Origin of the sequence: Jiulongibacter sediminis (genome assembly GCF_001306455.1) — a bacterium.
Classification (GTDB): Bacteria; Bacteroidota; Bacteroidia; order Cytophagales; family Spirosomataceae; genus Jiulongibacter; species Jiulongibacter sediminis.
In genome coordinates, this window is record NZ_LGTQ01000012.1 from 57,689 (window position 1) to 78,694 (window position 21,006).

21 protein-coding genes are annotated in these 21,006 nt (G+C 42.0%); 6 read left to right on the plus strand and 15 right to left on the minus strand.

Going from position 1 to position 21,006, the window contains the following annotated elements:
* Nucleotides 1–61 precede the first annotated feature (61 nt).
* Nucleotides 62–625: a hypothetical protein gene (locus AFM12_RS15145; RefSeq protein ID WP_055149747.1), complete on the minus strand. Its 564-nt coding sequence runs from the start codon at nucleotides 623–625 to the stop codon at nucleotides 62–64.
* 430 nt (nucleotides 626–1,055) lie between these two features.
* Here AFM12_RS15145 and AFM12_RS15150 point away from each other — a divergent pair, with 430 nt between their 5' ends.
* Genes AFM12_RS15150 through AFM12_RS15160 form a run of 3 tightly spaced genes read left to right on the plus strand, consistent with a single transcriptional unit; the run spans nucleotide 1,056 to nucleotide 4,552 of the window.
* Nucleotides 1,056–1,385, plus strand: coding sequence for a PadR family transcriptional regulator (locus AFM12_RS15150; RefSeq protein WP_055149749.1), 330 nt, complete (start codon nucleotides 1,056–1,058; stop codon nucleotides 1,383–1,385).
* Between the two features lie 15 nt (nucleotides 1,386–1,400).
* On the plus strand, nucleotides 1,401–3,842 hold the full coding sequence (locus AFM12_RS15155; RefSeq protein ID WP_055149751.1) for a PspC domain-containing protein: 2,442 nt from the start codon (nucleotides 1,401–1,403) through the stop codon (nucleotides 3,840–3,842).
* Nucleotides 3,843–3,856: 14 nt separating this feature from the next.
* A complete protein-coding gene (locus tag AFM12_RS15160; protein ID WP_055149753.1) occupies nucleotides 3,857–4,552 on the plus strand; it encodes a methyltransferase family protein in 696 nt (231 codons plus the stop codon).
* On the opposite strand, the gene AFM12_RS15165 is transcribed toward AFM12_RS15160, so the two are convergent.
* From AFM12_RS15165 to AFM12_RS15205, 9 genes are all read right to left on the minus strand, one after another.
* Nucleotides 4,539–6,605 (minus strand): BatA domain-containing protein, encoded by a 2,067-nt coding sequence (locus tag AFM12_RS15165; protein ID WP_055149755.1) that lies wholly within the window; start codon nucleotides 6,603–6,605, stop codon nucleotides 4,539–4,541. The two genes, AFM12_RS15160 and AFM12_RS15165, sit on opposite strands and share 14 nt — an antisense overlap.
* 12 nt (nucleotides 6,606–6,617) lie before the next feature.
* Nucleotides 6,618–7,358 carry a glycosyltransferase family 2 protein gene (locus AFM12_RS15170; RefSeq protein WP_055149756.1) on the minus strand — a complete coding sequence of 247 codons (741 nt, stop codon included), beginning with the start codon at nucleotides 7,356–7,358 and terminating at the stop codon, nucleotides 6,618–6,620.
* 97 nt (nucleotides 7,359–7,455) lie between these two features.
* Nucleotides 7,456–8,574 (minus strand): PepSY-associated TM helix domain-containing protein, encoded by a 1,119-nt coding sequence (locus AFM12_RS15175; RefSeq protein WP_055149759.1) that lies wholly within the window; start codon nucleotides 8,572–8,574, stop codon nucleotides 7,456–7,458.
* 8 nt (nucleotides 8,575–8,582) lie between these two features.
* Nucleotides 8,583–10,922 (minus strand): TonB-dependent siderophore receptor, encoded by a 2,340-nt coding sequence (locus tag AFM12_RS15180; RefSeq protein WP_055149761.1) that lies wholly within the window; start codon nucleotides 10,920–10,922, stop codon nucleotides 8,583–8,585.
* Nucleotides 10,923–11,015: 93 nt separating this feature from the next.
* On the minus strand, nucleotides 11,016–11,519 hold the full coding sequence (locus tag AFM12_RS15185) for a dihydrofolate reductase (RefSeq protein WP_055150329.1): 504 nt from the start codon (nucleotides 11,517–11,519) through the stop codon (nucleotides 11,016–11,018).
* Nucleotides 11,520–11,630: 111 nt separating this feature from the next.
* Entirely contained in the window at nucleotides 11,631–12,545 is a 915-nt protein-coding gene (locus tag AFM12_RS15190) for a transporter family protein (protein ID WP_055149763.1), read from the minus strand.
* Nucleotides 12,542–13,588 carry a cytochrome-c peroxidase gene (locus AFM12_RS15195; protein WP_055149765.1) on the minus strand — a complete coding sequence of 349 codons (1,047 nt, stop codon included), beginning with the start codon at nucleotides 13,586–13,588 and terminating at the stop codon, nucleotides 12,542–12,544. Before AFM12_RS15195 ends, AFM12_RS15190 begins: the two co-directional genes overlap by 4 nt.
* A gap of 6 nt (nucleotides 13,589–13,594) precedes the next feature.
* Nucleotides 13,595–14,383, minus strand: coding sequence for an MbnP family protein (locus AFM12_RS15200; protein ID WP_055149767.1), 789 nt, complete (start codon nucleotides 14,381–14,383; stop codon nucleotides 13,595–13,597).
* 149 nt (nucleotides 14,384–14,532) lie between these two features.
* On the minus strand, nucleotides 14,533–14,919 hold the full coding sequence (locus tag AFM12_RS15205; RefSeq protein WP_055149769.1) for a hypothetical protein: 387 nt from the start codon (nucleotides 14,917–14,919) through the stop codon (nucleotides 14,533–14,535).
* A gap of 149 nt (nucleotides 14,920–15,068) precedes the next feature.
* Between AFM12_RS15205 and AFM12_RS15210 the strand changes: the two genes are divergently transcribed.
* Nucleotides 15,069–15,998, plus strand: coding sequence for a methylenetetrahydrofolate reductase (locus AFM12_RS15210; protein WP_055149771.1), 930 nt, complete (start codon nucleotides 15,069–15,071; stop codon nucleotides 15,996–15,998).
* 1 nt (nucleotide 15,999) lies between these two features.
* Here the strand turns inward: AFM12_RS15210 and AFM12_RS15215 are convergent, their stop codons facing one another.
* The 4 genes from AFM12_RS15215 to AFM12_RS15230 form a co-directional block, all read right to left on the minus strand.
* On the minus strand, nucleotides 16,000–16,512 hold the full coding sequence (locus tag AFM12_RS15215) for a DUF2480 family protein (protein ID WP_055149773.1): 513 nt from the start codon (nucleotides 16,510–16,512) through the stop codon (nucleotides 16,000–16,002).
* Between the two features lie 31 nt (nucleotides 16,513–16,543).
* Nucleotides 16,544–17,491 carry a hypothetical protein gene (locus AFM12_RS15220; RefSeq protein ID WP_131458398.1) on the minus strand — a complete coding sequence of 316 codons (948 nt, stop codon included), beginning with the start codon at nucleotides 17,489–17,491 and terminating at the stop codon, nucleotides 16,544–16,546.
* Nucleotides 17,488–17,814, minus strand: a complete 327-nt coding sequence (locus AFM12_RS15225) for a nucleotide pyrophosphohydrolase (protein ID WP_055150332.1) — start codon at nucleotides 17,812–17,814, stop codon at nucleotides 17,488–17,490. Before AFM12_RS15225 ends, AFM12_RS15220 begins: the two co-directional genes overlap by 4 nt.
* Nucleotides 17,815–18,015: 201 nt before the next feature.
* Nucleotides 18,016–19,056, minus strand: coding sequence for a VOC family protein (locus AFM12_RS15230; protein ID WP_055149777.1), 1,041 nt, complete (start codon nucleotides 19,054–19,056; stop codon nucleotides 18,016–18,018).
* Nucleotides 19,057–19,145: 89 nt separating this feature from the next.
* Between AFM12_RS15230 and AFM12_RS15235 the strand changes: the two genes are divergently transcribed.
* A complete protein-coding gene (locus tag AFM12_RS15235) occupies nucleotides 19,146–20,207 on the plus strand; it encodes a D-TA family PLP-dependent enzyme (protein ID WP_055150335.1) in 1,062 nt (353 codons plus the stop codon).
* A gap of 1 nt (nucleotide 20,208) precedes the next feature.
* Nucleotides 20,209–20,583, plus strand: coding sequence for a co-chaperone GroES (locus AFM12_RS15240; RefSeq protein ID WP_055149779.1), 375 nt, complete (start codon nucleotides 20,209–20,211; stop codon nucleotides 20,581–20,583).
* A gap of 1 nt (nucleotide 20,584) precedes the next feature.
* Here AFM12_RS15240 and AFM12_RS15245 read toward each other — a convergent pair whose 3' ends face one another.
* Entirely contained in the window at nucleotides 20,585–21,001 is a 417-nt protein-coding gene (locus tag AFM12_RS15245) for a thioredoxin family protein (protein ID WP_055149781.1), read from the minus strand.
* Nucleotides 21,002–21,006: the final 5 nt, after the last annotated feature.

Genomic DNA, 21,006 nt, shown 5'->3' on the forward strand with positions numbered 1-21,006 from the left:
AAAGCTGTAAGTGCGATAGAAGTAGCTGGCAGAGACATGCTCTGCCAGCTTAAATGATTTTTTAGTTATCAACCAAAGTGTAGGTCACAGTAACGGCAGTACTTTTTGCTTTCAAATCAGCATAGTCTGCATCGTCAGCGTCAAAGGCATACGTTAGCTGATGACCTTTACTAATACCTGTTCCGGTGTAAACTGAGCCGATACCAGAGATAATCTCCTGATCACTTGTTGAAAGTGTAATTTCTCCGGCAGAAGTTCCTTTAGTACCTGCACCGCCGGCAGCAGCAGCACCAGCAGTAACTTTAATGGTTACACCATCAGGAATTGCACTTGCCTTAACATTTACTTTTCTTGATGTCACAGCCGAAGGTAAGATAGAGGAATAATTGATCCACAAATCTGTGTTATCGTCCGGATTATCAATCTTTTCACCCGCCTCAAGAGGTGTTGGTTGTGCAAAAGTTGATGAGAAGTTTCTTGTAGCGGCCGTTCCTGGCTCAATATCCAAAAGAGCGATGTTCGGTACCACTACTGTAATCTGGTGGTTGTCTGAGTTTGAGTCTTGTGCGTGAGCCAATGACATAACACCTACAACCAAAGCTGTCAGTGAAATAATTTTTTTCATTTTTCAATTTTACTTTTTGATTCGTTTGATATGGGGCTTTCGCCACCGATTTCGGAAAATGGAATCCAAAAAGTATGCCAAATAGAAAAACAGCTTTAGATATATAAAATAAAGTATTGGATATATGAATTTGGCTTTAACATATATGAAATCAGAATTTTCAAATCCAAAAAGGAATCCGATTTCTGTACTGAATTTCCAGATAATGGAAACTTCGAACCAAGAAATAGGGTGAGAGTGCCCTTAGCTTCTAAGGAAGAATTTATGTATATACAAAAATATTTCACCAATTACCTTGCATTGCAAAGTACCTTCCATTATGTTTGTATCAGAATTTGGTTTGAACCAGTTCAATTATGAAAAAGCTATTTAAAAACTTTAAGAGCAGCGGGGAATCTCCCTGCTGCTGCTTTCAACATCCAAAAACATTATGAAAATTGAAAACGCCAAGGTGCAGATGCGAAAGGGGATCCTGGAGTATTGCATTCTGCGAATCATCTCCCGGGGTGAAATTTATGCCTCCGAGATTCTTGATGAGCTCATAGAAGCCAAAATCATGGTGGTGGAAGGCACCCTTTACCCCTTGCTGACCCGACTAAAAAATGCCGGACTGCTCGATTATAAATGGGTGGAATCAGCCTCAGGGCCACCAAGAAAGTATTATGTACTCACTGACACCGGCCAAGAGTTTCTGGAGGCTCTCGGCGATACATGGGATAGCCTCTCTTCTTCTGTCAACACCATCATTTCGAACAAATAAGCTATTACTCAACAGATGAAAAAGACAATACAAATTAATATAGCCGGCATCGTTTTCAACATTGAAGAAGACGCCTATAAGACACTGAATGATTATCTGGCATCCGTCCAGAAGTACTTTTCGAGCTATGAAGGCAGTGAGGAGATCGTGGCTGACATTGAAGCCCGCATTGCCGAAAAGTTTATCGGTAAAAACAAACCTGATGCTGTACCGGTTATCACCGCTGCAAACGTGGACGAAATCATGAAAACCATGGGATCGGTGGCCGATTTTGAAGCTGTAGAAGAAGAGGCTGCTTTTTCGTCAGATGCTTTTGAAGAGCCTCAGGCGAAATCTTCCGAACAGTCAAAAACAGAACCTCAGGGAGAAACCAAACGAATCTTCCGTGACACTAAACGTAAAGCACTGGGTGGCGTTTTGGCTGGTTTAGCCAACTATTTCAAAACAGACGTCGTTTGGTTCAGAGTGCTGTTTCTTATAGGCTTTCTTGGCCTTGCAGAAAGCGGAATAAGCGGTATTCTTTTCCTTGCCTATATCATTTGCTGGATCGCCTTCCCGCCAAGTGAAGAGCTGGAAGAAAACGAAAACGTGAAGAAGTTTTACCGTAACCCGGAGGGTAAAGTTATCGGTGGTGTGGCCACAGGACTTGCTTCGTACCTCAATATGGATGTGGCGGTATTAAGAATCATTTTTGTGGTTCTTGTTCCTTTCTTCGGAATCGGTTTCCTGGCCTACCTCATCCTTTGGATAGCTTCTCCGATTGCACAAACGCTGACTCAAAAAATGGAAATGAAGGGCGAGGCCGTTACCATTGAAAACATTGACAGCAATATCAAGCAAAGCCTGCATGTAGAAAATAACCCGACAACCCCAAGGAAAGAAAGTGCGATTGCTACGCTGCTACTTTTCCCGTTCCGTCTTCTGGGACAGGCCTTTTCAGTTCTTGGCAGAGGTCTTTCTCATCTCGGGCCTGTGGTTCGTATTTTTCTCGGAATAATTTTATGCCTTATCGGACTCGGACTCACGATTGGAGCTTTGACGGGAACGGCCGTATTTTATGGTCTACTCACTGATCACCGTTGGATAACTAATGATGCTAACCTCGGCTTTTTTGCCCGTGATTTACCTGCAAACTCCGGCATCTTCTTATTTCTGACAACAGCCATTCCCGCCGTAGCGACGTTACTTTCGGGTGTTATTTTGATTACCAATGAGCGAATTGGTACTAGAAACTTCTGGTTAACAGGTCTCGGCCTTTGGGTTGTCGGTATTCTCGGTCTCAGCTTTATTGGTGGGCGTTACTCCTTAAATTATGCCAAAAGAGCTTCTGTACGCGAAGTCGAGAATTTTAAACTGAGCTCTGAAACGGTTTATCTTGACTCTTATGAAAATCTGGATGACGATACGCACGATTATAATCTTAAAGTGCTTATTGAGCCTTCTGATTCTGATGAAATAGAAATTGTGAAGAACTTTACAAGCTCGGGAAGCTCCCGGGAAGTCGCTAAAGAAAATGCCCGACAACTTTCTTATCAAGTCAATGTAAGAGATTCATTGGTCTTGTTTAATGAGCGACCAATTCTGGAAGAAACAGCCAATTTCAGAAATCAAAAAATAAGTGTCGACTTGAAAATTCCGAGAGGAAAAAAAATCAGAATGACCGAGAATTTTGCCCGTGAACTGCTGGCAAATGCCTGGGCTGTTAAAAACAGGTTCGGAATCGAGTATAATGATTTTGATAAACTGATTTTTGAAATCAATGAAGAAGGAGATTTGGTTTGTTTTGATTGCGAGCCGCTTGACGAAGAAGAACAAAAAGCCTATCGTGAGCGGGAAAGTCGCTGGAGTTCCTATTACCTGAATGACGATGATTTCAAACCAACCGGCCGATTCGATAAATCCTTCGATCTTGATGATTTTGATAGTATCGAATTCGGAGGCACTTTCAGAGTGATGGTAACTCAAGGCGATAATTATGAGGTTTCTGTAGTGGCTGAGAGCGAAAATGATCTTGAAGATATGACGGCCGAAGTGCGTGGTGGAGAGCTGCGTCTGGGATTTAGAGATCGTTTCTTCGACAACAGAGACCGTGTGAATGTCTATATCAATATGCCTAAACTGGAAAGCCTCAATGTTTCGGGAGCTTCCAAGTTGAAGGTTCTGGATTTTAAAAATATTACTGATCTCAATGTCGACATTTCAGGTGCGGCTAATGCTCAATTGGATATCGAGGCTAATGATATGAATTTTGATGGTTCGGGTGCCAGCAAAACTGAGATCAGAGGTATTATTGATAATCTGGATCTGGACATCTCAGGTGCCAGTCATCTCAAAGCGGTTGAGACGGAAATTAACCGTGCTGAAGTGGAAGCTTCCGGAGCAAGCCACGTTGACTTGGGAGAGGTTCAGGATTTGAAATCCAATACCAGCGGAGCCGCTTCAGTTAAGCGGAAATAAGAAGCACTTAAAACTTGTTCAAAGGCCCCGGAAATTCCGGGGCCTTTTTGCTTTCAATTTCAAAAATCAATACCGAATTAAAATCAGGGAAAGGCTGTTCTTTCCTCATGCAGCTTTTCAGCCCTTCTACTCTCATCGTGTTCTTTAGCTGGCTAGCCTATGGACTTTTGCATAGCTTAATAGCTTCAACGATAATCAAAAATAACCTGAGACCAAGGATTGAGCCTGAAGGCATCAACTACCGACTATTGTATGTGATTATTGCTGTATTAAGTCCTATTCCAATTGTCTGGTTTCAGCTTAATTCTGAGAGCCCGCCAGTTTGGGAGAATTACAGGGAAATCCGACTTTTCGGAGGGTTCATGGCCGGTATAGGCCTGGCTCTTTTGCGTCAAGCCTTCTCGGTTTATGACACCTCTCTGTTCCTCGGCTTAAGTCGTGCAGAAGAGAACTCTGAAAGCTTCAAAACTTCCGGACTGTTGCAATATGTTCGACATCCATTGTATACTGCAACACTGATGATTTTCTGGGGATGGTTTTTATTCAGTAACAGCTACCACAATCTCGCCTTTTGTCTGGCCAATACACTATATATCCTGTTGGGAATACAATGGGAAGAGAAAAAACTCATTAGACAATTTGGAGAAGAGTACCTCGAGTACCGCAAGAAGACTCCCATGCTTTTCCCAAAAAAGTTTAACTTTTCATAAACCTCACCAAAAGAATCTCAACGAGTAGAAAAGCTAATGCTGCATAAAGAAAATACTTCCAGAGCTGTTTACCGAAGTTGCTTTCGGCAAAGCTATCGATAAAATCACCATCAAGTATATTGTCAAAAACAGTAATGTTCGGCTGCTCAGCAAAAATATCCTTTAACTCTTCAGGGGTATATTGACCCATTTTAGACTCTTCCGAGTTATGGTTGAGAGCTAATAATTTCCGGGTAACTCCATCCTGTTGAAGTTCAAAAAAGCCTGACTCTATCTCATCCCCCAGTTCGGCGATATCTGGCAATTCCAAAATCAGATTATTACGAATAACCCGCTGAACCGGAATCACCTCTTTCTCTCCACTTTTCAAAGTGTAAACTGCATTTTGAGGAGCATCATTCATCGGAATTATAATACTTCCTTCATCAAAATTATAAGCCAGTCGTTGAGGCTTAACACTCAATGCAGCCATTTTAAATAATGTAGGAACAAACAAGGCGTGCTCGGCAAAATTGCCAAAACGGCCGAGTAATGGAGAACTCAAAAGATACACGGAACCATCACCAAAATTAGCCTGACTTAGAAAATTCTTACCACTTTTCATCATTAGAAGCCTGGTTCCGACCCCACTCCAATCCAGTACAGGTTTTACCGAAGGCAAATTGAGAATAACATCACCCGACTGCTCGAAAACATCAGCAAAAAATGGATTGGACTTATCCGGCTCCGTTAGCATAGTCGGAGTAACATTTACTGAAGATGAGTCTTTCAAAACCCGGAGAGAACTGAGACCAAGACTGGCCAGGGTTTCTCTATAAACCTGCTCAGAAGGATTTGACGAAGGAATAACCAAAACATGCCCACCTTCTCTTACAAAGGTCTGAATGGCCGTTTGAAGATTGGGGTCAAAAGCCTGAATCCCTTCAAGAATCACAAAATCGTTTTCAGAGATTCGATTCAAATTAACATTCCCTGAATTGTATTGAGAAAAGTTAAACAAACTATCGTTCGAAAAGAGCTTTGCTACGTAATCAGACGGTGACCGCTCCTGAAAAAGATGAAGAATATTGATGGCCGGCGAAATATCCAACACAAAATAACTTTCATTATCAAAGGTAATGGGCTGATCGTCAAACTGCACTACTCCACGATGTTCACCTTTTTCTCTAACCGTAAAATTGAAACTTGCCGTGGCATACGTATCAGGTGCTATGCTAACTGAACTGGTGCTGGTTTGAACATCATCTATAAAAAGTTTCACAGGGAGGTTTTCTACCGGCTCATTACCGGAATTAAACACTTTGACATAGAGCACACTGTTCTGCATTTCTCGAACAAAAGGCGAAGCAAGCCATACAGAATCCACAAAAACGTTTTTAAGCCCTTCTCCCTGCACAGGAATCAGATAAATTTGCTGGCTACTATCCACTCTAAAGTTCTGTAAATCACCGACCGTACTTTTTTGAAAATCTGAGAACCAGAAAAAGCTGTTTCTGTCAGCAGAGGATTCTTTATGAGCCATACTAACCTGTCGCCGATAAACATTCTCCAGTGTTCGGTGTCTTGAAGAAAAACCTACTTCGGTTAATCGGTCTTTGATTTTTGCCGCCCCTTTAATAAACTGATCATCCCCACTGAAACTGTTACTCAAAAACTGAACATTCTGCTGGTTTTTAAATAGGCCAAGAAGCTCATCAATCTTAACGGCCGCTAGGTCAATATACCGCTTATTCTCCGTTGTATTCTGCATACTCAGAGAGTTATCAAGATAGAGACTATTCATCCCTCTTTTGGTAGTACTCTGATCATTTTCAGCAGGTAAAAAAGGCTGGGCAAAAGCAACAACCAAAGCCGCTATAAAGGCCATTCTGGCAGCCATGATAAGCCATTGCTTCAGCCGTCTGAAAGAAGAAGTTTCAGTTTCGACTTTCTTGAGAAAAGCAACATTGGTAAAGAAGACTTTTTTGGTTCGCCTGAAATTAAAAAGGTGGATAATAAGAGGGATGGCTAATGCCAGAAGTCCCCATAACATACCCGGATGTGCAAATTGCATATGCTTTTATTTTTACGAGCCCTTTTTCATGTAATCGCCTCTGGAGAAGTACTTTTCAATAAAACAATACATGAGAATAAAGAAATAACGGCTTCCCATTTCCTTTATTTTCAATTTTGACTCCCCATATTTCCGGTTTGTCCAGCTATTGGGTACCACGGCATATGAGTACCCCCTCACCATAGCTTTCAAAGGCAGTTCAATAGTCAGATTAAAATGTGGAGAAAGAAAAGGCTTAATACCATTTATCGTTTCTCTTTTATATAACTTAAAGGCATTTGTGGTGTCATTATAGTCAATCCGCATCAGCATTTTAACAATGAAATTAGCCACCCTGTTAATGACTTTCTTGTGCTTTGGGTAATCAATCACTTTTCCTCCTTTCCCCCACCGACTACCAAAAACTGCATCCACATCTTCCTGAATCATCGTTTGGTAATACTTCACCAAATCTTCAGGATCATCAGACATATCCGCCATAAAAACCGCAACACAATCACCAGAAAAACGCTCCAGACCGTAACGAACGGCATAGCCAAAACCATTAGGGCCGGAGTTAGTCTCAAAAACAAGGGTAGGGATTTCCTGCTGAAGCGTTGCTAAAACATCTGCTGTATTGTCTTTTGAATTGTCATTGGTAACCCAAATTTCATGGTCTATTCCATGTTTTTGCAGTGTAGAGTATAAAGACCTGAGGGTTTCAGGGATAGATTCGGCCTCATTATAGGCTGGAATAACCACGCTTAGCTTCATGACGTAAAATTGTAGAGAAAAGCTGAGATGAGCAACGCCCCCGATTGACCTTTCTGAAATGACTGATTAAACAAATTTTAAATAGCTGATTTCCAATTTACTTCCCTCTGTTCCTCCCCCACCAAATCATAAACCCTGTTACAGGTAAACTAGCGGCTATTAGAGACATACCAAAAGCCAGTACCTTTCCTGCGAATCCCAGTATACCACCTGTATGAATATCATAGGTCATACGAATTAATAAATCTGCGGTGTCTGCATCTTTAAGTCTGCCGTAAATATTCTTTACAGGGACCTCCTCCAGGGTATATTGGTCAAAATAACGATAATCTGCACTCCAATGCACCCCTTCATTTGTGTTAACATTGGCTCCTATGGTCGCTGAGTCTGACTCTATAGTGTGGACTTCTAATGAAAGGGCATCCGGATGTTCGTTTTTCATTTTCTCCCATACAAGATCAATGACCGGTTTCTCAAAATTCAGGTTCTGAGTAGATACCTTGGAAATAGGCTCTGAAAACAACAGATCTTTCTCGCCACCTGTGGCAGTATATACCAGCTTAGTAAACCATTGAATCCCGAAAAAAATACCCGTAATGGCAATAATGAGCAGCAATGCCGAGCTATAAAAGCCGGGGATATTATGTAAATCATAATTTTTTCTTTTCCATTTGGTGCTTGGTTTCCATTTAAACCAAAACCGCTGCCGGGCAGCTGCCTTGTTTTTAGGCCACCATAAAACGATCCCGGAGATTAGCATAAACACAAAAAGAAGCGTAGCATAAGAGGTCAAAGGCTGACCGATATTCGGTGGCAACCACATATAATAATGACCATTTATAACCCATCTGAAAAAGGTCTTGTTCATGTCCTGCGTATGAATAATCTCAGCCGTGTACGGATTCACATAGATCACATAGTAATGCTCCTCTGGCTCAAAACCATAGAAGATGGCCTCTACACTCCTGTCTTTTGCCGGATAATTAATAGCATGCAAGTGCCATTCAGGCAATTCTTTTCTGGCGACTGCCTCAAAAGCCGAAGGTGGTAATACGGGCTTTTGCTGTACTTCAGAAAACCTGTAAGGCTGTAAGGCATCCTGAATTTCTCTCTCAAATGCATACAGACAGCCCGTTATACTAACTATAAACACCACCAGCCCTGTGGAAAGACCGAGCCAGAGGTGTATTTTCCCTGCTATTTTTTTTAAAGTCATCAGGTGCTTCAGTATTTATAACGAATGCTTAATCGGGCATTTCTAAGGGCCTCAGCCTGCCAATAGTAAAACTGACTCCAAGAATAATATCCCCCTGAAATCACACTGGCATTGAAGAGGTTATTCACGTTTAAAGCCACATTGAAGCGATCAAAAGTATAAGACAAAGCACCATCAAATCGGGTATAAGAGGGCATTTGAGGATCAACAGTGGTATCATAAGCGGAGTACCAAGATGTACGGCCTCCAGCATGAGAGGCTCCCATTGAAATACCAAACCCTTCCAGTGCTCCTCTGTCCATATGATAGTTTAGCCAGGCATTTGCGATATGTCTGTCAGTCCCCGGAATTTGCCTTCCTACCAGATACTCTTCGGTATCTTCAGAGATCTGACCATCAGTGAAAGCATAATTCATTGTCACATCCAGACCATTGAAAATTTGTCCACGCAGATCAAATTCAACACCCGAGGTTTTCGTTTGTCCCAGCTGCACCGAGAAATATTGATGCTCCGGATCTGTCGTAAGAACGTTATTTTTAGTTATTTGATAGGCTGCTAATGAGGCTACCCATCGACCATCAAGCCACTGTTTTTTTATACCGATTTCTGTGTTCAAACCCGAAACAGGATCAAAAGGCTTTCCATCAAAACCGGCTCCGGCCTGAGGAATAAACGACTCATCGACTACACCATATACACTCATGTTTTGATTAATGGAGTAAGAAATCCCCACCCTCGGGGTAAATTTTCCGGCATCTACCTCACCGCTATAGGGATCATCATTGCCTGTAGAAGTGTATCGCCCAGCCAACGTCAGTCTAAGTTTTTCTTTCAGGAGATGGATTTCATCCTGTGCATAAAATGCCATGTATTCATTTGAATAATGAACGCCACGTTGTCGAAGACTCAGACTACGGTCATAGACCGGATAGGATGACGAAGGGACGTTGCCAAAAACAGGATTATAGACATTAAAACCTGTAGAGCCAGGGATGGCTCCACCCTGAGCCCAGTCATGGTAAAAATCATATGCTCCCATATCTAGTCCCGTAAGAATTCTGTGAGTGATATTTCCTGTAAAGGCATCACCGTTAACAAAGAACTGCCCTACACGGGTCTGACCTTGAATATCCCAGATAGACTCGGCTCTTTGTAAGGTATCTCCGATAAACCCTGAAGGCCACAAACTACTTCCGATCTGATCAAACGTAAGATGAGCAAGTTGACCAGTAAACTTCCAGTTTTCATTCAAACTATGAGCAAGAATGAGCAAAAACGACCGATCGTCAATCGTTGTTGGTGACATATTGTTTTCAAGCGTAGTAAAGTCTGTGGGTAAATCACCCAGACCATTTGGGGAATAGATATAATTTGAACCAATCGGGGACATTTTAACATGCTGATAATTGTATTCCGCTGTGAGGGAGGTTGAAGGGTTAATCTGGTACTTTAATACCGGGGCTACAGAAATGCGGTTATTGTATTCAAAAGGCCTTTGCGTTCCCTTTTCCTGTCCCATCAGATTCAGACGATATTGTAGCTTTCCATCTCTGCTTATGGTTCCGTCAATGTCCAAAGTACTTCTGTAGGTTCCGAAACTCCCAACCGTCATTGAGACCTCTCCTTTCCGGTAACCGGTTGGTTTCTTGGTAACCACATTATAGAATCCGCTGGGCTCACCTGCGGCTAGCATAAAACCCGCCGGTCCTTTGACAAACTCAATACGCTCCACCATACTCATGTCCTCAGTAAGAGGGCCCCACGTTTGGGTTACATTCATTCCATTTCTAAAAGAGGCCACCCGAGAACCTCTCATAACTATTCGGGCATAATTCTCCCAATGTTCTGATCGGGTAGCTCCACTCACATTACGGATCACCCCCTCACGCATATCAAAAATCTGCTGATCTTTCAACGTCTGATTGGTAATCACCTGAATGTTCTGAGGCACATCCAGCAGGGGTGTTCTGAGCCTCAGCGAAACAGATGGATAATCTGTGACATATTTTCCCGGATCTGCAGTGACTAGAATTTCGTTGAGCTGATTTTCATCGACTTCTAAAATAAAATTAATGGTTGCCGTTTGGCCATCAGAAAGTGTTAAGCTTTGTTGGGTAGGTTTCATTCCAACAATAGAAGCTTCAATTTTAAAAGTACCTTCCGGAACATTGTTTAACTCATAAGCTCCCGTTGAGTCCGTTAGGGTACCAATTGTGGATCCCTTGAGTACCACACTTACAAAAGCTGCCGGTTGTTTATCCTGAGTTCTGACAGTACCCTCTATTCTGTTTTGTTGGGCAATGACCAGCCCGGGGAAAAGTAAAATTAATTGTAATAGCTTTTTCATTTTTATTTAGACTAATTATAAATAACGCGACAAATGTAGAGAACCCACCTAAACCTATCAAGCTTTATTTAGAATTAATTTAAATAATGTGTTTTAATTTTTGAGGAGGGTCAAAATTTCAAAATCAAATTCGTTCTTCTCATTCTTTTCAAAGAATTGACGTTCAATGATTTTCCAACTATCAAAGAGTGATAGATCAAAAAAGGCGTCGGCCTCCGGCGAAGAATGAACTTTAGTAAGATAGACCTTTGAAGCATAAGGAAGAGCCTGTTCGTAAATATTGGCCCCGCCGATAACAAAAATTTCCTCGCTTCCCTCCTGCTCAGCTGCAAGATCAAAAGCTTTCTCCAGAGAATAAACCACCTCACAGCCTTCCACTTTCAGGCGTTTATTACGAGTCACAATGATATTCGTTCGTTTGGGAAGTGGTCGACCAATAGAATCAAAAGTCTTTCTACCCATAATGATACTATGGCCACTAGTCAGTCTTTTGAAGTTTTTCAAATCATCAGAAAGATGCCAGATCAAAGTATTATCCTTGCCGATAGCATTATTTTCAGCTACAGCGATGATGAGGGAGATGTTATTTTGGGGCATTAAATTCATCTTAAAGTGACTGCCCTCTGCTACGCCCAGGTTGACAAATAGTACTGTCAGTTCGAGCGGAGCCGAGAACCTCGTTTATACTCAAAAGTACTAACTATTTTCTCAAAACATCCTGCTCAGAGAAACCGCAAAACCTTGATTGAGTTTTAACTCCTGATTACTGAGGTTCTGTGCTATGGGCAATTGACCGTTTATGCTCAGACCGAATTTTTTCCAATATAAATCCACTCCTGCGGCACCATTGACATACCAACCGCCGGTAAACTCATTGCGTTCGCCATTGACTAGGTCCTGCCCTTTAATTTCCGAGTTCGTTCCTGCTGAAATAACCAGATTGGCATTTCCGATATATACCGAGCGAAAAGCCAGAAGACTCAACAGCGTTTGATTTGCAAAATGATAGCCATTGTCGTTGGTGCCATTGATATTGTACATCAAATTGATATTTAAACCCGCATCATGCTTTTTTAGAGTATAAATGAGGTTCAAAGGCACATCCCAGCTTCCTGTACCCAGTTGAAAATTGGCATTGGCCACCTCAGCTACGTCATATTGATCGTAATGATAATCGCCCAGCGGAGCTTTTACCCCGAAACCTGCCATTAGCTGATGGTTCCATTGCTGATGCAGCCTGGTGGTATCTACAAAAGTGTTCAGCAGGTTATAATACACCAGCACCCGTGAATCACCTACACCCTCAAGCCTGGCTTTAAAATCATCATAAAATCTGTTTTGTTCGTTTTGCTGATAGGGTAAAAAAGCCATTAGCTGAACTTTGGGCAACGGATATAACCTCGCCCACAATTCGGTGGTTCTGAAGGTCTCTTGAGCCTCTAAAAGCGTACTTCCAATATGGGAGTCAAAGCTATTCTGCCGATAGCGAATGCCCGCAAACTGCAAATGCCCTTGCGGCAAAATCCCGAAGAATGAGCCGCCATTTACACATCCGCAGATATCGCAGGCCTGACTTTCAAAACTTGCAAAAAGTATAAGTACTAAAATTGAGAATTTTTTCATGGTGCAGCGAAACGGGAGTCTCTGACAAACTCCTCGTCACTTAATGTTTTTAAAAAGGAAATAATCTGAGCTTTTTCGGTGCTAGTCAAAGCAATTCCCAGTATTCCATCCTCTGATTTGAGTAAAGGATCCAGATTCTCTGTGTCCTGCACTCCGGCAGCATAATGATCCAATACATCGTCCAATGAACTGAATCGGCCGTCATGCATATATGGAGCTGTAAAACGAATATTCCGAAGGCTCGGCACTTTGAATTTCAACCGGTCTTCGGGCCGTTCAGTCACCAAAGCCCGCCCTAGATCAGGGTCAATTCGAAAGGGTTCCAAACCATTATTTCTGAAGCTCTGATCAGAGAATAAGGCTCCTGAGTGGCATGAGCTACACTTTTGTTCAAAAAGCCGTAGGCCCTCGAGCTCATCTGCTGTGAGTTCTCCGCCCGGCTCATTTCTGACATACTTATCGTATCGGGAATTAGCTGAAACCAGAGCATTCATAAATTGGCTTAATGCCCTCAAAAAACGACTTGTGTTTACCTCCTCTGTACCGTAAGCTTCTTTAAACATTTGCCGGTAAGTAGAGTCAGCCGCAATTTTATCAATCACGTTCGTCATGGTTTCATCCATTTCCAGCGGGTTCATGATTGGAGCCGGAGAAAACAGATCAAGATCAAAAACGCCACCGTCCCAGAAAAAACTCGTCATCCAGGCCGTATTTTGAATAGGAGGAGCATTCCTGCGACCCACTCTATTATCAATTCCATGACTCACAATATGCCCATGATGTGTAAAAGCATAGGGCTGGCCGTGACACTCCGCACAGGAAATAGTCCCATCTCTACTGAGCCGACCATCGTAAAACAGTTTCCGGCCAAGCTGGAAACCTTCTTCAGAAACCGGATTTTTTGAGAGGTCATATACTGGTTCATCGAAGTTTGAAGGAACTTCAAAAAGAGGCTTTTCTTCATTAATTATAGGTACCTCGCCTCCGGCCTTTTCGCAAGACCAGAGGCTCAGTAAACCTGCTATGAGGATCAAATATCTCATTGAAAATTAATGAATGTGATCCATTGAGAAAGCGGAAGAGTAATTCGCAGAGACCTTCATTCCACCCGTCATATCCATAATCACCGGTGTTTCGGCAATTTTGAGGGAATTAATTCCATCGAATACCTTCGTTACATCCAATACCACATGTGCTGTAGAACTACTCATATTCCGAACGGCCAGATCTTCTGACAACATGGTGTCAATCACTTTGAGGTTATTCGGAGTGGCCGTGTCTTTACCTCCAAAACCTCCGATATGGAATTTGAAAACGTTACCCGGCTTAGTAGAAACCGGGCTAACACCCTCCATTTTGAAGAAAATGTATCCCGAATTCCAGACCCAGTACATATTGTCATCTCCGTAAGAATAAATATCCAACACACCCGTACGCTCAGCCTCTGGCGAAACGCTTTTAAGGCTATCCACGCCAATCATGTAAGTAAGATGATGGTAATCACCCGCCGGCACATCATTCAGCGTAATTCTTTGAGAAGCCTCATCAGCCTCACGCACAATATAGTACTGATCAGGGAAGGAAATCGTTTTTCCGTCCATGGCAGTCAATTGAATATTGGACACAAAATAATTCAAGGTGGTTACCGTGTACTCTTCACCTGAATTATTTGAAGCTACCGTTTGACCCAGATTTAGCTCGTTGCTGCCAATACGGTTATCGAACTCAAGTACTACTGTACCGCTGCCCGTCAGCTCGTCATCATTCATTGTTTCGCAGGCAAAAAGAAATGTGATTACAGCGACAAAACCTGCCGCTTTGAAAAATATTGATTTCATATTATATATCGAATTGAAAAATTGAGGGTCTGTGATATCAAATCACAAAACCCTTGAGATATCATGTACCAAAAGTTTCACACAGAAACCGGCACCTGTTTTTGTAAATAGTTATGCTCTCTTATTGAACATCAAAAAGATATGAGAAATCAAGCCTGCGGCGGATGGAAAACGGAACCGTTTCCAGAAGAAGGTAATGCGGTGGAATTGTCGCGGAACGTCTTATTTTCAATGGTGCTAACTTTCGGCTCAAAAAGAAATACAAGGTTACCTACTTTGCTTTCAAACTTGAAGACTTCGGTTAAAAAGGTATTTGTCGCTTGTTTTTCGTCTTCTTGTTGAGCAGCTTTCAGTTGCTTGGCCAAATAACACTGGCCGTCACAATGAAGCTCAGGCATGTCTTTATTGACACAGTAATTCTGAATAATGAAATCTTTGCGAAGCTCATAATTCACAAATATGGCAGGAACAATCATCGCCTTTATGAAGAGCAATGAGAGTAAAAGAGCAGCAATGATTTGCTTTCCTGTCTGCATTCAGCAAAGATAGATCGTGATCGTTGAAAAAAATGTGACAAAAGTCAATTTGATTCAGTTTTGCACAAGAATTAACTCCACGTAAACAGGGAAAAGTCTGTAAAGACTCTATTTTTGCAGCCACAAAAAGGAAATCTTCAAGAGTACAGATGTTTATTGACAAAATCACTTCAACAAAATCAGGTCTTTTACTTTATGGTATCACTCCCCCCAAAATGGAGACACCAGCCGATAAAGTAAGTGAAATTGCAGAACGAACGCTTAGCCGAATTCAAGGCCTTGACCTTGACGCTCTGGTGGTTTATGACGTTCAGGATGAATCAGCCAGAACCGACAAGGAGAGGCCATTCCCTTTTATGGGTGCTTTAGATCCTTTTGAATTTGCCAGTCAATATTTGTCAGCACTTGAGTTGCCAAAAATCATTTACCGGCCTGCCGGTAAATTCGGTCCAGCAGAAATAGAAGAATGGTTAAAGAACCTCAAAAAACATACATTCTATCCGATTTTTGTGGGTGTTCCGGCTCCGGATTTTACACCCAAAACATCACTTCCTGAGGCCTATGCCCTTTGGGAATCTCAGCAAGAAAACTCCGTTTTAGGAGCAATCACCATTCCCGAAAGGCATGCCGTTCTTCATGATGAGCAGCACAGAATGATGAGTAAAATGACCTCCGGTGTGAGTTATTTCATTTCTCAATGCGTATTTAATGTGGAATACGCCAAGCAAATGCTGGAAGATCTGAATGAGCTTTGCAGTAAGGAAGGTAAAAATCTTCCAACCATCATTTTCACACTAACCACCTGTGGATCTGAAAAAACACTTTCTTTCATGGAATGGCTGGGTATTCACGTACCAGACAATATGAAAACTGAGCTTTTAGAAGCGGAAGACATTCTTGAAAAATCGGTTTCTCAATGTCTCAATATCGCTGAAGAACTGACGGACTTTTGTCTTGAAAAGAATATTCCTTTTGGCTTCAATATCGAAAGTGTGGCTATTCGTAAAAAGGAAATAGAAGCCTCGATAGATATCACCAATAGAGTTTCGGCGATATTGAAAGGGAAAGGTATGAGGTAAATCAGTTCCTCGGTTTCTTATACAACGGCACCGTGCTGCAAGGCTCACCAAACATCAGGCTTTTAACTACTGGCTGAAGGCGACGGCTTATTTCGACATAAATGGCGGTAGGCACCTCGACTTTTGAACAACCTTTGACCACCACTCTGGCATCACTATATTGGTCAAAATCAATACCATTCAAAGCGTTTTCATACAATTTGGTCTCCAGATCTTCAAGTGATCCGAAGACCACGCAGTTGGCAAAAGGCTCCAGCTTAAGCGTCAGAAGCATATAAGCCCAGGTCGGAATAATAGCATCCACCGAGCAGGTAATCGCCACGTTTTTACCCTGATAAGTAGACCAATCATGTTCTTTCAGAAATTCACGAAAATCCTTTTCCCTAAGAATAGCCTCCATGAAAAGATTGTCTTTAAGATCGTAAACAACCCGTTCTCCAGGATGATAATAGTCTTCAAGATCCAGACTAATAAGCCCACTAGAGGCCACCCGATTAATGATTTCTTCTGCCATGATCTAAAAACAAAGCTTGGAGCCCATAAGTTTATTCTTCTTCACCGGTGGATTCATCTTCTTCAGTTTCCTCTTCAACCACAGGCAGTATTTCGGGCTCGGGCTGTTTCGGTTCCTGCCAAAGTTGAACCGGATTTTGTTTGAAAAATTCAGCCGCAGCCGCATAATTCCAGTTTTTCAGATAGAAGCGGAGAAAAACGGTCAGCTGTTGTATAAATAACATCACCCAAACCGTGACCACTGAGGTCATTCCCAAGTATCTATCAATTTGAATATAAATCAAGGTTATAGAAATACCAATAAGTGAAATCAGCCAAAACTGGACAACGGTTTTTTGATTCTTATAAACATAGGAGAAAGATTTCCAGAAAGCATCTGGGGAACTCAATCGAGGTTCATGACTAAGCATGACTTTGGCGTAAAAACTAAGGACAAGACCAAAAGTCATCAAATAGGCCAGTAAAATAGTTGGCAATAGTAACCATAATACATAGCCCCTTTCACTGCTACCCTCGGCAATGAGCACAAAAATGAAATAGAAAATTCCGGATACCAGAAATAAAACAAAGAGTAAAATCCCGAGCAAAATAAGGAGTAAAAGGTATTTCCAGAACAGGCGTGCACAATTCTGAAAAAAGGATTTTACCGAGAACTTTTGAGTAGGATTTACCCATTCGGTTACAGCCCCTCCAGAGAGAAATGTATAAATCAAAGAACCGATAAAACCAAAAAGAGCTCCATAAGCTAAAACCGGTCTTAGAGTCTTACCACTTTGCCGAATAAAGTCAGAGAAAATCATGAATCTGAAATCGGTCACAAGCTCATTTAAAACCATCGAATGACCTGCCTCACCTTTCAAAATCTGATAGAATTTAAACAGCGGAAAAGCGATCAGAAGCACACCCGTCAGGTACATTATCAAGGTAACGTGCCATTTCTGACGGACTAGTTTGAAAGATTGTTGGAGTATCGCAATCATTTTAGTTTTGGATTATTTTTATGCCTTTCAGCATCGCGAATGCTCTTCTTTTCCAGATTCCTTTTCAGAGCTTCGGTAAGGTCTACACCCGTTTGATTAGCCAAACAAATTAGCACAAATAGAACGTCAGCTATCTCATCGCCGAGGTCCTTTTGCTTATCCGATTCCTTTTCGGACTGCTCTCCGTAACGTCGGGCAATTATCCGGGCCACCTCTCCTACTTCTTCCGAAAGGATTGCCATATTGGTCAACTCACTGAAATACCGAACACCAACGGTCTCAATCCATTCATCAACGATATTTTGAGCTTCTTTTATGGTCATTTTTTTGAAAGACAAAAGATATAAGACTTAAGATGAAAAACTTTTTATTGTTGAGGAACAAGGAAGATGGAGAAAGGAACACGGAGGTTTTTCTAAGATCAAACTTCGGTCATCCCTGTCTGCCGACAGGCGGGCGTCATTGGTTATCCGTCAATAAAATCACTCTTCAAACTTCCAACCTCAAACTTCCGACTTCTAACTTCACACCTTCACCTTCCCCCAACCAAGCGTACTGATCATCCAGTTCGGCAATGGCTTCAGCATTCCACGTTTTTTGAGATTAATGAAAATACCGAGTTTTTTAAGGACAGGCACTTTATGCGTTTCTACAAATTCAAGCAAAGTACCATCCGGGTCCTCAATGTAACTGAATCGGCCACCGGCCTCACCCATATCAAATGTAGCACCACTATCTACTGTAAATGGAAAACCGGCCGCCTCTGTTTTTGCCTTGAATGCTTTCATGTCAAGGGTATCAAAACACAAGTGAATATAGCCTAAATCACCCCAGCTGCGACCTTCCATGATAACTTCAGGCTTGTCTTCGAGCAACTGTACCAGTTCAATTTCAATATTTCCAAATAGCTTATAAAAAGCACCTTCTCCACTTTCTGTCTTTTTTAATAGTACACGGCGAACCTTGCGATCACCACCAGTCAACTCTGCAAAGTCAGTAAAAGAACCTTCTTCATCATAAACCACCTCATTGATTCCCAAAACATCCTTATAGAGAGTCAGCGATTTTTCCATATCACTTACACCAATGATGACACCAAGCACACCACCGGTATGATCGGCTTTTTGTTTAAACCAGGAGTTATCAGGTACCAGTTGCAGCTGATTACCGTAAGGGTCTTTCAACCAGGCGATATCAGAGCCGGAGGGCGACTTGTAGGTCTTTCTACCTAACGATTCCGCCAGTTTTTCGACATTACTCGACTTCATTTTAACAGCAAAAATTCCCAGATCACCGAGCTTTGGTTCTCTTAATGGGCTCAGCGGAGCTGGATCTTTCGATTGCCAGATTTCGGCTCCTCCGCCGCCTGCCATATTCACAGCAAGAATTGCTCTTCTTTCGCGAACGACCCCATTCGTATGAGGTGTCATCAATTCAGCCCGAGCCACATCATCAAAGACCGGCACATCAAGTCCCAGATGTTTATTATACCATTTGAAAGCCGCTTCGGCGTCAGGAACCCCAATGCCCACTTGTTGAATACCGGTGAAGAGATTTTTGCTCATTTGTCTGTTTTTGAATAAGAATGCGGTGCAAAAATGGCTTCTTTCAATATAAATTCCACAGTTTTACGCCAAAATCAATGCAGGGTTACATGAATTGGTACGAGATAAAAAATAGTGCTGAAGTCGATTCTCCTTCTCTCATCCTTTTCGAGGAGAGATTGCAAAGCAATATTCAACAGATGATTGCCGAAGTCAATGGAGATACCAATCGGCTGATGCCACATGTTAAAACGAATAAATGCCAAAAGGTCATTGAGGCCATGGTGCAGCAGGGCATTACACGCTTTAAGGCAGCTACAATTGTAGAAACAGAATTAGCGGCAAAAGCCGGAGCCAAAACTGTTTTATTGGCTCACCAGCCTGTAGGTCCGAAAATTGAAAAACTTTCAAAGCTTATCCTGCAATATCCTCAAACTCAATTTTCAACCCTCGTTGATAACTCAAAAACGGCTCAACTTTTACATCAAACCAACCCCAGGCCAAGTGTCTATATCGATGTCAATAATGGCATGAACCGTAGCGGAATAAAGCCGGGAAAGGGGTTGACCAATTTGATTGAATTCATTCAAAACGAAACGGATTTAGAACTCAAAGGTCTCCATGTCTATGACGGGCATTTGCATCAAAGTGATCTTGAAATAAGAAAAAACGAGGCACAAAAAGGGCTTGAAAAAGTGGAAGACTTCTTCGGAGATTTTGAGATTATTGCCGGTGGAACGCCTACTTTTTCAGTTCATAAAAACAATAAACGACTTATTTGTAGTCCGGGAACCAGCGTTTTCCATGACTGGGGTTATGGAGAAATGCTCAAAGAACAAAATTTTGAACCGGCCGTTTTGTTGCTTACCCGTGTGATTTCAAAACCTACTGAAGGAATTGTCACAATTGACCTCGGCCATAAAGCTGTGGCAGCCGAAAACCCGATTGACCGAAGATTTAAGATCCTCAATCTGGAGCATTATGAATTGCTTTCGCAAAGCGAAGAACATGGTGTTTTGAAAGTCAACAACTGGGATGAAATCGAAGTGGGTGATATGTTTTTTGCAATTCCTTATCATATTTGCCCCACCGTAAACCTTCACCACCAATTCGGTGTTATCAGGCAAAACAGTTTAACAGAATATTGGCCTACGATGGCCGCAACACGATAATATGGAAATTACAGCTGACAATAAATTGAAGAGACTCGAGATCGTCGGAGACAAGGTATTGATCAAGCCTAAATTACATAACGGTAAGACCAAAACCGGTCTTTTCCTTCCGCCGACGGTCACTGAAAAAGAAGATGTACAAAGTGGCTTTGTGGTGAAAGTAGGCCCTGGTTATCCTTTACCTAACACAGGAGACGATGAACCTTGGAAAACAACCGAAGAAAAGGTAAAATACATGCCTCTTCAGGCTGAAGAAGGTGATCTGGCGATTTACCTTCAACGACACGCCATAGAAATTGAGTACAATTCAGAGAAGTATGTGATTGTACCTCAAAGTTCCATTTTGATGCTGGAGCGGAGTGAGGACTTGTTTTGATTTAGTCCACTGAGTCAGCGTCTTCCAGCAAAAACTTCACGGTAGTCATTCCCTCGAGGCGAACAATTAGCTCCCCATCTGGCTTGAAGAAAACCGTTGTTGGCAGTGAGTAAATCCGATATTGCTGTCGCATTTCTTTACCAGGGGATTGATCTACATCCACCTTGTAATTGATAAAGGATTCGTTAAAACGTTTGGCCACCTGTTCATTGGAAAAAACATCCCGCTCCATCTGGCGGCAGGGGCCACACCATGAAGCCCAGAAATCCACAAAAATGAGTTTATTGTCTTTTTGAGCTATTTCCTGAATCTGCTCGAAAGAATATTCAGAGGCCTGATAAAACTTAATGCCCGTCGATTCTTTAGTGGATGAGTAAAGGCTGAAAAAACTTAGCAAATATAGAAAAGTAAGATTCATGAAAG

Bases quoted from the DNA above. Each gene is read 5' to 3' on its own strand.
- AFM12_RS15215 (WP_055149773.1), bottom strand. From the start codon at position 16,512: ATGGCAGAAGAAATCATTAATCGGGTGGCCTCTAGTGGGCTTATTAGT.
- AFM12_RS15195 (WP_055149765.1), bottom strand. From the start codon at position 13,588: ATGAGATATTTGATCCTCATAGCAGGTTTACTGAGCCTCTGGTCTTGC.
- AFM12_RS15245 (WP_055149781.1), bottom strand. From the start codon at position 21,001: ATGAATCTTACTTTTCTATATTTGCTAAGTTTTTTCAGCCTTTACTCA.
- AFM12_RS15165 (WP_055149755.1), bottom strand. From the start codon at position 6,605: ATGCAATTTGCACATCCGGGTATGTTATGGGGACTTCTGGCATTAGCC.
- AFM12_RS15150 (WP_055149749.1), top strand. From the start codon at position 1,056: ATGAAAATTGAAAACGCCAAGGTGCAGATGCGAAAGGGGATCCTGGAG.
- AFM12_RS15220 (WP_131458398.1), bottom strand. From the start codon at position 17,491: ATGATTGCGATACTCCAACAATCTTTCAAACTAGTCCGTCAGAAATGG.
- AFM12_RS15240 (WP_055149779.1), top strand. From the start codon at position 20,209: ATGGAAATTACAGCTGACAATAAATTGAAGAGACTCGAGATCGTCGGA.
- AFM12_RS15180 (WP_055149761.1), bottom strand. From the start codon at position 10,922: ATGAAAAAGCTATTACAATTAATTTTACTTTTCCCCGGGCTGGTCATT.
- AFM12_RS15230 (WP_055149777.1), bottom strand. From the start codon at position 19,056: ATGAGCAAAAATCTCTTCACCGGTATTCAACAAGTGGGCATTGGGGTT.
- AFM12_RS15200 (WP_055149767.1), bottom strand. From the start codon at position 14,383: ATGAAATCAATATTTTTCAAAGCGGCAGGTTTTGTCGCTGTAATCACA.
- AFM12_RS15170 (WP_055149756.1), bottom strand. From the start codon at position 7,358: ATGAAGCTAAGCGTGGTTATTCCAGCCTATAATGAGGCCGAATCTATC.
- AFM12_RS15175 (WP_055149759.1), bottom strand. From the start codon at position 8,574: ATGACTTTAAAAAAAATAGCAGGGAAAATACACCTCTGGCTCGGTCTT.
- AFM12_RS15190 (WP_055149763.1), bottom strand. From the start codon at position 12,545: ATGAAAAAATTCTCAATTTTAGTACTTATACTTTTTGCAAGTTTTGAA.
- AFM12_RS15145 (WP_055149747.1), bottom strand. From the start codon at position 625: ATGAAAAAAATTATTTCACTGACAGCTTTGGTTGTAGGTGTTATGTCA.
- AFM12_RS15225 (WP_055150332.1), bottom strand. From the start codon at position 17,814: ATGACCATAAAAGAAGCTCAAAATATCGTTGATGAATGGATTGAGACC.
- AFM12_RS15185 (WP_055150329.1), bottom strand. From the start codon at position 11,519: ATGCCCCAAAATAACATCTCCCTCATCATCGCTGTAGCTGAAAATAAT.
- AFM12_RS15210 (WP_055149771.1), top strand. From the start codon at position 15,069: ATGTTTATTGACAAAATCACTTCAACAAAATCAGGTCTTTTACTTTAT.
- AFM12_RS15205 (WP_055149769.1), bottom strand. From the start codon at position 14,919: ATGCAGACAGGAAAGCAAATCATTGCTGCTCTTTTACTCTCATTGCTC.
- AFM12_RS15235 (WP_055150335.1), top strand. From the start codon at position 19,146: ATGAATTGGTACGAGATAAAAAATAGTGCTGAAGTCGATTCTCCTTCT.
- AFM12_RS15155 (WP_055149751.1), top strand. From the start codon at position 1,401: ATGAAAAAGACAATACAAATTAATATAGCCGGCATCGTTTTCAACATT.